Genomic DNA, 13,401 nt, shown 5'->3' on the forward strand with positions numbered 1-13,401 from the left:
GCGATTTACTCTAAATCTGACAGGTGCCGTCATCAGCCAATTGCATTGGCTTGCCGTCTACTGAAATCAGGCGATCGAGCCGAATCTCCGTGGCGTCTTTCAACTTCATAAATTCGACTTTGTTGACAGAGTAGAGGTCAATGATTTGTCCTTCTAAGCTGATCTCTTCGTCGGTTTCGGTGCGGTAAAGGATCGTGCAAACCCGACGCAAGGTTGCTAGTGCTTCTAACTCATCGTAAAAACTACAGCTAACTAATTCATACGGATTCATAAGTGGGTACCGAGGAATGAATGTGAGGCAAAACGTTTTTTCCAATCTCGTCTAACACTTCGGCGGCAGGGCGTTCTCCATATTTGAGGTTCAGCCCAACATGATTCACGCCGATTGATTGCAGATGTAATAGCAGATCCAATAGGCGATCGCGCCCTAATCGATAACCCAAATGAATTGGATTAGGAGCGAGAGTTGGATCATCTACCAGGTCCACATAAAGAGATTGAGCGTAGGGTTTAAAAACTCCCGGTGCAAACCGTTGTGTGAGGTCACGCCAATCCTGAATCATCTGAGACTGCATTTGCGGATGACGCGGGTAATACAGCCAACCATCGGCATGTTCAGCAATCCATTCAGGCGATTGGCGACTGTGCCCAGTTACTAAAAGTGGAATGTGTCCGTTCACTGGCTTTGGCAACACATCGGCTGCTTCTAAGTGAGTCAGGGGCGAGCGAATGACTGGAAATTCGGATGTCAACGCCTGCTTGAAGTCGAAAAAGGTTTGGCGGAAGCGATCGCCCCTCGATTCAAAGTCAACACCAAAGGCTGGAAACTCTACGGGGCGATCGCCTGATGCAATGCCCATCACTAATCGTCCATTAGATAATTGATCTACGGATGCTGCCGCTTTTGCCAAATGTAGCGGGTGTCGCTGGGAAAAGATAATGCTACCTGTGGCAAGTGCAACACGTTGCGTGTGCGCGGCAATGTAGCCCAGATACACCCAGGGATCATAAATCTGTCCCACATCGCCAAAGCTTGGATCATAGAGTGGCACATCCCGAAACCACAGTGCAGCGAAGCCCAAAGCCTCTGCCCGTTGAGCCAACACCACCTGATGCTGCATGGTTGGAATGCTGCCCTTGTAAGCTTCAATTGGGAAATACACGCCAACAGTCAGATGGTTCTCTTTGAACAGTTGCTTAAAGCCAGTTGAATCTTGTACAGATACCATTTAACACCTCCTGATTAACACCCCACTCACGCCTTATTCACATTAGCTATACTGATTTCGCCCTGCCATCACGCCACCGTCTACATTCCAAACGGCTCCTGTCACCCAGGCAGCTTGCTCAGATAGCAAGAAGGAAACAACCTCAGCGACATCCTCTACACGACCTACGCGTCCGATTGGATGAAACGAGTTAAATCCTTGTAGCACTGAATGAACTTGGTCTGCTGGAATAAACCCTTCGTAAATGGGAGTTTCCACGACAGCAGGAGAAACTGCATTAACTCGAATTTTGTGACTCGCCAATTCCATCGCCAAATGTTGAGTTAGAGAGTGTAGCCCTGCTTTTGCCATCGAATAGGCGGAGGAAGGAGTTGCCTGGACTGCTTGTTTTGCCCACATGGAGCCTATGTTGACGATCGCCCCTCCTTGAGCGCGATCAACCATGTTTTTGGCGATCGCTTGAGTGATAAAGAAAGTTGCCTTATTCAGGTTCAAATACAGGTCGTAGTCAGCTTCAGTGTGGTCTAGGAACGATTTGGGCAAAAACACTCCAGCCGCATTCACCAACAGTGTTGCATCCGCGTGATTGGCATTAATTCGAGCAATTAAGTCATTCCGTTCACCTGGATTGGTGATGTCGGCTTGCTCTGCAAAAACCTTTCCCAACAGGCTGAGATCATTAGTTGCTGACTGTAGGCGATCGCCCCGTTTGCCAATTAGCACCACTGCCCCACCTCGGCTGAGAATTACCTGAGCAACTGCCTTGCCAATGCCGCTTGTACCACCAACCACAACTAACTTCTGACCTGCAAGATCCTGGCTCATAGCTCTCTTTCCTCAAAATGAGATTTACTTCCTACCAGTTGGATGTTTTAGAGGCAAAAAAATTATCCTTTGACCAACTGCATTAACTGTTCGGTCATTTGGTGAAACTTCTCTGCACCTCCGTGGACTCGCACCACTAACATTCCCCCCTCCAACACTCCAAAGATTAACGATGCCATAGCTTGAGTTTCCCCAAGAAAGCGAAAACTGCCAGCTTGCCGACCCATATCTAAAAGGTCGGTGAGTCGCTCCTCATTTGCCTGGTAGAAACTGCGAACCCGCTCGGTCAGTTGCTCACTCAGGGTTACGGTTTCTGCCCCAAGCATGGCACAGAGACAAGTTTTGTCCTGATCACCACTTCTAAGTGTTGTCTCAAACAGTCCGCAATAGCGGCGTAGCTTTACTTCTGGCGCATCATTGGAGGCTAAAATCCCGTCTACTATTCTGAAGAAGCGATCGCTATAGCGGTCAAGTAGCGCTATCACCAAATCATCTTTTTTAGGAAAGTGAGTGTGAACACTTGCCTTGCGAATGCCGACACTCTCGCTAATGTCCTGGTAGCTCATGCCATTCACGCCAAAGCGCTGAATCAGGTCTTGAGCGACATCTAGAATTTGAGTCTTGGTATCGGTTTGCTTCATGAGTTCATCCTACTAGTAGGTAGGCAAATTTGTCAAGCCTTGAACCATTTATGGTTCTACCAGTCATTTTCACTTGGATAAATCCCAAACCGCTGTAGGGGCGGTTCGCGAACCGCCCCTACGCTATGGCTTACTTATCCGAAAACGGTTCTACGAAGAGTAGTCAGATGAAGGGTTGTGTCGCAAAAAATTGCTGAAGCACGATTAGTAGAGTTGTAATGTGTACGATTCAGCCCCACACATAGGTTTCTAAATTGTTTGCGACACAACCGTACAAAGCATCACACCTCCTCTGATAGTTCTTGGTCGAACTTAGTGAGGCTATGCGCCTTGATTAAACAAATACGAAGGAAGGTTCACTGATACTTAGATTGGATGAAACATTCTGGATCACACTGACCAATTCTCCTCTTGCTTCAACTCCTGGATCGTGGATAATAGCCGCATCAATCGTCCCCAAGCTTGAGGTAAAGAAGTCCAGGCTGTAGAAATCAGCTGAGCCAGAAAGCTGAATGACATCTTGGTTCAGGTCAAAATCCGTGATTAAGGCGTAGTCATTGTCGCCCCCAGATGCGGGATCGCCATCATTGTAATAGATACTGCCGCTATCCCCCAGGACGAAAGTATCGCTGCCCAGTCCACCTGTTAAGAAATCGATTTCAAAGAAACCTAATCCAAAACTAGGATTGAAGGGATCAACGCCGATCAGGGTGTCATTACCGTCGCCTCCGTTTAGAGAGTCACTATCAACACCACCTATGAGAACGTCTGCGCCGTCTCCACCATCGAGAGAATCAAACCCAAAGCTGCCGAAAAGCTGGTCATCTCCAATACCTCCAAAGGCTGAGTCATCGTCTCCACCACCATCAACAAAATCATTACCTGCACCACCTTCGAGAAAGTCAAACCCAAAGTCTCCAAACAGGCGATCGCCACCTGCATCGCCAAAGACTGAATCACTTCCCTCTCCAGCGTTGATGATGTCGTCGCCCTGTTCTCCTCTAAGAACATCATCACCAAAATCACCAAAAATTCGGTCTTTACCACGACCGCCTGAAATAACATCGTTGCCATCTCCACCCAAAATCACATCAAATCCGTTGCCACCTGCAATGGTGTCATTCCCTAGGTCACCATAGATCTCATCAGCTCCGTTTTCCCCCTCAATGGTGTCATTTCCATCTCCTGCGATGATTACGTCATCACCATCTCCACCAAAGATTTGGTCGCTGCCCGCAAGACCCAATAAGTTATCGTTACCCTCCAAGCCTGAAATTAGATCAAACCCGTTTGTACCCACAATCAGATCATCATTCGGAGTACCAATGAATTCGATCGGAGCAGCGAGAGAAATTTCAATGTTGTAATCACCCGTTGTCCCGGAGATAGAACCCGTACCCGCTACAAAGGGATCATAGAGATCGTTGGGGAAACTACTGACCCCGACATAGTAAGTATCAGAAAAAGTAGCTGTAAATTCTAGGAATGAATCCAGCGATAGAAGTTCGCCAGGTGCTGCGGTGTCATCGTTGATGCTAATCTGATTCCCCGCAGAATCAAACACTCGCAAAAATGTATCTACGGAAGAACCAAACTCATTGGCATCAATATCGATCGTGACCTGATCGCCTGCATCAAGCTGAAATTGGAAGAAGTCTACATCTAAACTAGGATCAGCAGAGAGACTGTCACCAATAAAGCCTGCAAAAGTGAAAGTGCCTAGATTCTCAGAGCTAAGTTCCGTGGCAATTGCCTCAAAAATAGTGTCATTCGGTTCGCCAATTCCACCGTTAGTTAAATCAACTACTCCAACTTCGGTATCTGGAGCGGCATCTGTTGGCTCCACAACTGTTCCAACCACAGTGCTGTAGTTGAGTGCTCCATCATCTCCTAGCAACTCCAGAGGCACTTGTATTTCAAGAGAGTTGGTTTGATAGACAATAGGTGCTTGTCCAAGGATAGTGAAATCAGCCGTATTAATTAGATCCACAAAGCCAGTGGTCAGTTGCTCACTAAAGAGATCAATTGAGATCTCGGCTCCTAATGAACCTCCTTGTTGTCCAAGGAGAGCAAAGAAGCTTTGATTAGAGGAGATGCCTGTTAAGGGATCTTGATCAAGGTCTAAATCAATAAAACCAACGACAGCTTCAGCCAAGCCTGTAGATGGAGCTGCAATGGAATTAGCAAAATTCACTGTTAGGAGCAAATTGTCGTTGCTCACTCTGCCATTAACGCTTTCGATGTCAAGCTGAATCGGTTCAAAACCAAAAGTATCACCTAACACATCGTTACTAATAGTCATGTTTTGCTCTCTACATTTTTTGGAGATGACAACTACTAACAGTTGTTGTCTGTTGTTGATGGAAAAGTGCTTTGCTTGCAGTGCTCCAGCCCTTTTATTTCGCCAAACCGTGCTAAGACCTAAGCACAAACTTTTTTAGCTTGAAAGATAATCTGAATAAGGAAGGCTTAAGGGTGAAACAGGATACTGAATTTTGGTTTGCCTGACTTGAGAGAACAACTGCTAGCTACTTGCAGCAGAATTGTTAGAAGTAGCTGAAAGTTGAAGATGAGGCGATCGCATTAAGTATCGTAAGCGGAGCTTTTGAGTTGTAAGTAGCCTTTCAACTTAAAAGCTCCGCTTATCATTGTTAGAAATTTAATTCAGAATCGGAAGTACCCACAAGGGTACCCCCAGTATCTGAAAACGCTGCGCGGTCAGCACGGTTGTGTTACAAGAGGTTGCTGAAGCAACTAACAGATTTCCTTGATTGAAGTTCTTATGAAAACATCACCGATGACTGCTGTTCAACTTGTGCGAGGTCGCTGGATTTTTACAGGAGACGAAACTCTATCTGATGGAGCGATCGCATTTCAGAACGACACCATTTTAGAGCTAGATTCCTGGGAGGCTCTACGTGCCAAATATCCTGACGCAAATGTACATGGCTCCAGTCAGTTTGCTATCCTACCGGGTTTCATTAATGCCCATCACCACAGTAACGGAGTTCCCAACTCTTTACAGGGTGTGGATGATGACTTCCTAGAACCTTGGCTATTTGCTAATACTGCACTGCGATCGCAAGATCCCACGCTGAAAACCTTATTCAGTGCAGCTCTTCTCTTACAAAGTGGTGTCACAACCGTGCTGGATGTTGCCAGTATTTCAGGAACCCCGGAAGCCAGCATAAACAACCTCAAAGGGCGGCTTCGTGCCTATGAGCAAGCAGGGCTACGAGTGGCTTTGGCTCCCGGTGCAAACTATTCTAGTTTCCTGGTTCATTATGAAGACGATGCATTTTTAGCAAGTTTGCCTGACTCCCTTCGCCAACAGGTAAACACTCTTGTTCCCCTTCAGCAAACCTTGTCTCCAGAAGATTATTTGTCGATCATTAGTGATCTGGTGATCAACTATCAGTCACATCCTCACATTGATGTCTGGTTTGGGCCACCGGGGCCACAGTGGGTGAGTGATGATTTAATGATCGAAATTGCTGAAACGGCAAGGTCATTGAATACAGGCATTCAAACTCATGTTGTGGAATCATTCTATGAAAAACTCATGGGACCACGTTTCTATGACAAATCTGTGATAGCTCATTTACACGAGTTGGGGGTTCTCAGTCCTCGATTCTCGATCGCCCACGGCGTGTGGTTAACCGAAAGTGATATCGAGATCTTGGCAGAAACAGGAGCTTCGGTCAGCCATAATCCCAGTTCTAATCTGCGACTCCGGGCGGGTATTGCTCCCTTAAATTCGTTGCTTGAGGCAGGTGTCACCGTTGGGCTGGGAATGGACGGAACAACTCTGGGAGATGATGAAGATATGTTCGCCGAGATACGGTTAGCAGCACGTTTGCATCGAACCCCACAAATTAATACGCCTGCTCCGAGCTTTACAGACGTTTTTCATATGGCAACGACGGGAGGAGCAAGACTGTTGATGCAGCAAAAGATTGGTAAGCTTGCTCCAGGTTACAAGGCAGATCTGGTATTGGTGAAGTGCGATCGCATCACCTATCCCTGGATTGCACCGGAAGCAAATCCTCTACACGTCGTATTAATACGTGCCCGTGCAGCAGATGTAGACACCGTTTTCGTCAACGGCAAGATTGTCCTGCAAGACGGTCAGCCTACTGGATTTGACCTGCAAGCCGTGGGGCAAGAAATTGCCAATCAAATGGACGCTGCTGCAAACCAACAGAAGAACAGGACATTGGTAGCCGAACTGCTCCCCTACCTCAAACAGTGGTACGCCAATTGGACCATGCCAAAACTTAACCCTTATGCAACTTTTAACTCTCGCATTTGAAATAATAACGTTTCTCAAAAAGGGCTACAGATGGAAGGGCACCCTGCTCCACGGGGTGCCCTTCCATCTGTAGCCTTAACTTTTGGAATTGGTATAACGAGGTAAAGCAGGTGAGCAGAGACGATTTACGAGTGTCATCGGCTTGTAAATCGTCTCTGCCCAAAGCAATTCTGGCTGACGTGCAAGACAGTAACCTGCACGCTCTTGCAATATGCAAAAGTTTTGTAAAGCTGCTCAATAGCGCCAAAAGAATCTAGGGCAGTTCTACAGACAAACGGTCGTTTTCTTGAAGAAATCAGCGATTCAGTCCAACCACAGCGCGAGTGAATCCGCTTACGCACAGAGGAGAGGATTCATCCCTGGACTGGCTCAAATCATAAGGGCTTACGTATTTATGCTGGCATTTCTCAAGAGCCTTCCCAATAAACCCGTAGAATAACGATCGTCTCAAACGGGCTTCTCTACGGACAATAGGCACAACTTCAAACGCAAGGTGTCCTAAAGAGATGACGACTCAATCTTCCCCCCGCTCCACCGCGATAGAACTACTGGTTGCCTACCACCAGAATCCGACTGTTTCTGTCCGCAATAAATTGGTCCGGTTGAATGCAGGTTTGGTTCGGAAGATTGCTCATCGCGTCAGCCGTCAGTGCTGCGAACCGTTTGAAGATCTTGAGCAAATTGGCTATCTCGGTTTAATTCGAGCAATCGAGCGGTTTGATCCTGGTCATGGTTATGCTTTTAGCTCGTTTGCAGTGCCTTACATTCGGGGCGAAATGCTGCACTTCTTGCGCGATCGCAGCAGTGCTGTAAAAATCCCGCGCCGCTGGCAAGAGATGCAAAAGGAAGGACAAAGAGTCAGAGAAGCGCTCACCAAAGAACTAGGTCGCAATCCCAAAGATAGCGAAATCGCCGAACGCCTCAATGTCAGCATCAACGAATGGCAAGAAATTAAGCTATCCGGCAAGAACCGCTTGCTGCTCAGCCTGGATGCCACTGTGAGTCAGCAGGTTGACTCTGCTGTTACCCTGGGCGACACCCTTACCGATGCCCATGCCCAAACGCTGCAAATTTGGGAAGAAGACCGTCAACAGATTCAAAGAGCAATGGCACAGCTTGAGGAAAAAACTCGCACTGCGATTGAGCTCGTTTACTACAGTGACCTATCTCGCAAAGAGGTCGCTGAAAAAATTGGGGTTAGCCCCATGACCGTTACCCGTCGAATTCAACGCGGTGTAGAGCAGATGATCGCCATCCTCCAGCCCCAACCTCAGTCTGAGTCTGTCCCTTCGGAGCTATAAAGAGAATGCTAGCTCAAGCAAAATCAGTGAGATTCCAGTATTCGTCCTCGCTGATCTTGCCAGTTCGCATCCAGGTTTCAACCACTTCTAACAAAGCCTGGATTGCAACTTCTCGATCAATGAAATGACGCGCCGCTGCAAATGCTGTCTCAGCGGTGGAATGGGCAGAGCCATCGTTGCAGAAGTCGGGTAGGTCAGGATGATAGCACTGAAAGAAAAACTCCTCTGCTTCGCGCACCACCTCAATTTTCCAACCGTGATGCGAAATTGTCTGGGATTCAATTCTCAACATGCTACTGCTCCTATACAAAACTCAACAGGTTAAAGCTCGTGAAGGAAGAAATCCTGCCTGCTTTATGTTTTGATTGTGCCCATGAGATTGTCGCGTAGCTCACTCGGTTTCAAATTTTGAACATCAGGTGAACTACACGGCAGAACACTTAGGGCTACCGCTATGCTGTTGGGGATCGATCTAGGTACGGGTTCGGTAAAAGTGCTGCTGTTATCTACAGATGGCGCAGTCGTTCGGGAAGCTTCCAGCCCTTATTCTGTGAAATCACCACACTCGGGCTGGGCGGAGACTGATCCGAATGAGTGGTGGGCAGCAGTGGCGATCGCCACCCGCGCTACGGTTCAAGACCAGGCAAACCAGATTCAAGCCATTGGACTATCCGGGCAAATGCACGGCGTTGTCCTGAGCGACCTGGCAGGAATGCCAATGCGACCCGCTATTCTCTGGGCAGATACTCGTTCCAGTGCGGTACTGAATGCTTACCGGGCGCTAGATTCCACGCTGCTCAATCAGCTTGCTAACCCAATCACAGCAGGAATGGCAGGAGCAAGTTTGCTCTGGCTACGGCAATTTGAGCCAGAAATTTACGCCACAGCTCGATGGATGCTTCAGCCTAAAGATTGGCTGCGGTTTCACTTGACGGGTGAAGTGGCGACGGAACCTTCGGACGCATCGGCAACGTTACTCTATAACGTGCTGAAGGATGGCTGGGCAAATGATGTGCTGGAGGCGCTAAAGCTGCGATCGGACGGGTTGGCTCGGCTAATTCCCTCCAGCAGCATTGCAGGCTATTTGACGGATGATGCCGCAGCCCATTTAGGTTTACCATCAGGGTTGCCTGTGGTTGCAGGGGCGGGGGATACGGCAGCCGCAGCGCTAGGCAGTGGACTGCTTGAGCCAGGTTTGGTGCAGCTTACGGTCGGTTCAGGCGCTCAAATTGTGACGCTGCGATCGCATCCCACTCCTGATCCTCACCGGCAAACTCACCTTTACCGATCGGCACTTCCTCACCAGTGGTACACGCTTGCTGCTATGCAAAATGCGGGACTGGCGTTGGAATGGGTGCGCGGCATTCTAGGCTTAAGCTGGGCAGAGGTTTATCAAGCAGCGTTTGCCGTTGCTTCAGGTTGCGAAGGGTTAACATTCTTGCCTTACCTGACGGGAGAGAGAACGCCTTTGCTAGATCCACAGGCACGAGGGGCTTGGGTTGGGCTGGGGCTACACCACACTCAGGCTCATCTGATGCGGGCGGCATTGGAAGGGGTAGCATTTTCGCTGAGGCAGGGATTGGAGGCGATCGCCGCTACGGGTATTGAGGTGAGGGAGTTACAGCTGGCTGGCGGCGGCACCCTTGAACCCCAGTGGCAGCAGCTATTAGCGGATGTGCTACAAGTACCGCTGCGTCCTGTTGCAGTTGCGTCAGCTTCAGCACGAGGCGCAGCAATTTTGGCGGGGATGGGAATTGAAGTGGTGAATGAGGCAATCGCCCTTCCCCAAAACTCAACCCCGCCGGATGCCGTAATCCGTCCAAATTCTCCAGAAACTGCTTTAGAAGAAGCATGGCAGCGATATTGTTCGCTCTATCCAGCATTGCGGCAGTCAGTCGTGGGTAGAGAATAAAAATTATTTTTTGACTTCAATTCTCAATCCCTAATCCCCAACCTTAAATCAATAGACTTTCTGTATGAATGCTGTTTCAGGAGCGTGAATTGTTGCGTGGTAGAACCCGGCAACAATTCACACAGGAAATCCAATGCAATGTGCTTAAATAGCGAAGATAAAGCCATTCCCAGAAGTCATTTATGATAAGTAACGAGTGTCAGATGTAGAGCACTACACACTGCCTCTATTGTCTGGTTTAGACTGGGAAGCTCCTTGCGGAGGTTCGAGATGGAGTATTGGGAATTTCTGCTACAGAAAGAGGGCGATCGCTCTTGGTTGCCATTGGAATCTCCAAGCGTTGAGATTCTGGAAGGGCGATATCGAGTTGTGGCGCGATCGAGTCGAGTCAGAACTCCAGTAGAGATTCGGGTGATCCATGATGCGACGGTTGAGATGCCGCCTAAGCGTCGAGTGCAGAAGCGATCGGGGCAGACCAATCGAGAGGGGCTGCTCGTGGTCATTCCCTTTACGCGGCTACAGCCGGGGCGGTGGGAGTTGCGCTGCACCAGCGACCTAATGGCTGACATGATCGGGGAAAGCTGGGAATATGCGGTTCAGCTTCAGGTTCTCTATAACGATCCTGAAGTGGATGATTGGGAGCCAGACTGGGAAGGCTCCGGATCAGAATCGCTGGCTGAAGCGGCTGGAGCAAGTGCAGCTCAGGCATTCCACTCGCAGGTGCAACCCGCCCAACCAGCGCAAAATGGGGCGATCGCTCCTTCTACTCCTTTACCCCAAGCTGAACCGACCCAGCCATCAGCACCCGCTCTGGAACCCGTTGTTGCGACCTCAGATACAGCTTCTCAGGTTGCCCCTGATGAGATTGTGGCTGAAACTGCCGAGTCAGGAATAGCTGCATCGGAGCCAACTTTTATTCAAGCTGAAACTCAAGCTGATGCACCTCTTTCATCTGAACCAGAACAACCTGTAGAAGAGGTGACAGAAGCAACTAAGGTCACCGCAGTCCAACTGGAGCAAGTAGAACAAGTTCCACTAGAAGTAGAAACACAGATTTTGGAAACGCTGTCCGATGAATCTGCTGATGAATTGCTATCTGATGACGCAACAAGTGGGTCAGAGGAAACCGAAATGGCGATCGCTCAAGAGGGAGCGATCGCTGCCATCAACGCCGCAGCAGCAGAACTCGCAGATTCGTTGGCAGAGTCAATGGATGTGGCTAATGCGGCTCCTGATGTAGAGGTGACTCAGCCCACCGAGGCACTGCCCGAATCGCTCGATGCTTCTTCTCTGCGGCAAGCAGCAGAACAAATGTCAGAGAAAGTGGTTGAGGCGATATTTGAAGAATATGACCCAGAAAAATTTGACCAAACCCTTAACCAGACTATTGACGAGGCAGTGGAATCCATTCTCAAGGAATTTGAGGCTGGGTCAGCACCCGTTTATCCAGCCATTGAGCAGGCTGGTGAAAGTGTGGATGAGACTACTAACTTGTCTACATTCACCGCACCTTTATTAGAAAATGCCACAGCGGTTGCGTCTCCTCAACTTCAGATAACTTTGGAGCGAGAATCCTATGTGGTGCGGCGCGGGCGGTCTTTTAACCTGGTGGGACAGGTTGAACTGCTGTCAGAAAGTAAGGTTAATCCAACGGTGCGCGTCAGCAAGATGCAAATTCGCCTGCATGATCCGAAAACCAGTCACGTTGTGGCAGAAGTGCATCAGCCGTTAGCAGATAAGGCAGTTCCTTTCTCATTTAGCTGTCCGATCGCAACACCTGCTCAGGGTCAAACTCATTTGTTTTTGGGCGAGGTTCTGCTCTATGCCGTGCCGAAGGTGGGCGTTCCGACTAGGGTGCTGGCAACTCAGTCGTTTACTGTGGCGGCTGACATGGAGGAGTTGTTGGAGGCGATCGCCACTGAGCCAACTCCACTAGACCTTCAAACACCGCTGGCATTTGCGAACGACACAGACATTCTCAACCTGGAATTTTTGGATCTCCTAAACTCTCCCGGTTCGGTGGTGCAGTTTCAGCCCTCCAATGCTTCTTCTTTGCCCCCTCAACTGTATCCTGCTAAACCAGGAGAAGTGCCCGCCAAGCCGCTAGAGCTACCACTAGCCAACGATCCAAACTTTACGCTGTCCGGCAATGCGGAAGCGGTTAAGCAATTTTTGCTTACCAAAACGCAAACCCCTGAAGCTTCTGAAACTCCGTTTGAACTACCGGAAGAGTTGATCGATGAATTGCCAGAAGAATTGGCACAGACAATTGCGAATTTGGAATTAGTAGAAGTGTTTGAAGCTGATTCAGAAGTTTCTCCTGAATCAGCTTCAATGAATGAATCACCCGCTGAGGAAGTTGATTCATTCACAGAAACCATTGCAGAAGATATCTCAAATGCTGTAGAAACTCCAGAAATAGATGCTCCAGAAATTTTGAGTGAGGGGGAAGAGGGCGATCGCCCAGAAATCCCAGTAACAAATCATTCCTCTATCCCAGAGCAGCAACCTGAACCTGCAACAGAGCCTTTGAGAACACAGGACAGAGCTTTTCCAACTGCGAAGCTGAAAAATCGCTTTTGGTCGCGGCTCAACTCTCTAGCAACGGACGCTGACCCAGCAGATTCCCTCAATGCGCCCTCAGATCAGTCACCCTTTGTGGATGGCATCACCTTGGGAGTCGATGCGGATCTGGTGGCTCAAGAAGTGGTTGTAGACGATGACCTTCCTCCTGCTAGATTTCGTAACGGCAGATGGGAGAGACAAAGCGATACAACGCTTGCTTTACCTGATGAGGAACCCGTCCCCACGCCGCAAATTGAGCTACCTAAAGGCGAATTGACTGCTGGCAAGTCAGTCTGTGTCATCGTCAAGTTGCCCGCCTTAACTCCTCGCATCTACGTCAAGCTATGGCTTCACGATCGCCAAACTCGCTCTCTGTTGGACGGGCCACACTGGCTAATGAATTTCTTGCCCAACGGCTCAGGTGAGATGGAAGTGAGAACCCAACTGACTGTCCCCTTTGGCTGTTTTGAGATACAGTTTGAGGCGATCGCCATAGAAATGGCGACCCAACGAGAAAGCCACAAGATCATTGTCGATCGCATGGTCATGCCCCCCGACCTACCCACTCTCTCACTCGACGAACTCGACGTTTATAAAGATTAAGAGTAAATAGTGG

10 protein-coding genes are annotated in these 13,401 nt (G+C 48.9%); 4 read left to right on the forward strand and 6 right to left on the reverse strand.

What is annotated here, in order from left to right:
• Window positions 1-10: 10 nt before the first annotated feature.
• The 5 genes from H6G00_RS20530 to H6G00_RS20550 form a co-directional block, all read right to left on the reverse strand.
• Window positions 11-271 carry a hypothetical protein gene (locus H6G00_RS20530; RefSeq protein WP_190644947.1) on the reverse strand — a complete coding sequence of 87 codons (261 nt, stop codon included), beginning with the start codon at window positions 269-271 and terminating at the stop codon, window positions 11-13.
• Window positions 258-1,229 carry an LLM class oxidoreductase gene (locus H6G00_RS20535; protein WP_190798149.1) on the reverse strand — a complete coding sequence of 324 codons (972 nt, stop codon included), beginning with the start codon at window positions 1,227-1,229 and terminating at the stop codon, window positions 258-260. Before H6G00_RS20535 ends, H6G00_RS20530 begins: the two co-directional genes overlap by 14 nt.
• A 42-nt stretch (window positions 1,230-1,271) precedes the next feature.
• Window positions 1,272-2,054, reverse strand: a complete 783-nt coding sequence (locus H6G00_RS20540) for an SDR family oxidoreductase (RefSeq protein WP_190798150.1) — start codon at window positions 2,052-2,054, stop codon at window positions 1,272-1,274.
• Window positions 2,055-2,116: 62 nt separating this feature from the next.
• Window positions 2,117-2,695, reverse strand: coding sequence for a TetR/AcrR family transcriptional regulator (locus H6G00_RS20545; protein WP_190798151.1), 579 nt, complete (start codon window positions 2,693-2,695; stop codon window positions 2,117-2,119).
• A gap of 334 nt (window positions 2,696-3,029) precedes the next feature.
• Entirely contained in the window at window positions 3,030-4,997 is a 1,968-nt protein-coding gene (locus H6G00_RS20550) for a pre-peptidase C-terminal domain-containing protein (RefSeq protein WP_190798152.1), read from the reverse strand.
• 480 nt (window positions 4,998-5,477) lie between these two features.
• Between H6G00_RS20550 and H6G00_RS20555 the strand changes: the two genes are divergently transcribed.
• Both H6G00_RS20555 and H6G00_RS20560 read left to right on the forward strand, forming a co-directional pair.
• Window positions 5,478-7,007, forward strand: coding sequence for an amidohydrolase family protein (locus H6G00_RS20555; RefSeq protein WP_242042398.1), 1,530 nt, complete (start codon window positions 5,478-5,480; stop codon window positions 7,005-7,007).
• Window positions 7,008-7,513: 506 nt separating this feature from the next.
• On the forward strand, window positions 7,514-8,308 hold the full coding sequence (locus H6G00_RS20560) for an RNA polymerase sigma factor SigF (RefSeq protein ID WP_190681834.1): 795 nt from the start codon (window positions 7,514-7,516) through the stop codon (window positions 8,306-8,308).
• Between the two features lie 13 nt (window positions 8,309-8,321).
• Here the strand turns inward: H6G00_RS20560 and H6G00_RS20565 are convergent, their stop codons facing one another.
• Window positions 8,322-8,600, reverse strand: coding sequence for a hypothetical protein (locus H6G00_RS20565; protein WP_190644941.1), 279 nt, complete (start codon window positions 8,598-8,600; stop codon window positions 8,322-8,324).
• 162 nt (window positions 8,601-8,762) lie between these two features.
• Here H6G00_RS20565 and xylB point away from each other — a divergent pair, with 162 nt between their 5' ends.
• Window positions 8,763-10,220 carry a xylulokinase gene (gene xylB, locus H6G00_RS20570; RefSeq protein WP_190798153.1) on the forward strand — a complete coding sequence of 486 codons (1,458 nt, stop codon included), beginning with the start codon at window positions 8,763-8,765 and terminating at the stop codon, window positions 10,218-10,220.
• Between the two features lie 270 nt (window positions 10,221-10,490).
• Window positions 10,491-13,388: a hypothetical protein gene (locus tag H6G00_RS20575; protein ID WP_190798154.1), complete on the forward strand. Its 2,898-nt coding sequence runs from the start codon at window positions 10,491-10,493 to the stop codon at window positions 13,386-13,388.
• Window positions 13,389-13,401: the final 13 nt, after the last annotated feature.

This window comes from Leptolyngbya sp. FACHB-541, assembly GCF_014695875.1.
Taxonomy (GTDB): domain Bacteria; phylum Cyanobacteriota; class Cyanobacteriia; order Elainellales; family Elainellaceae; genus JAAUTN01.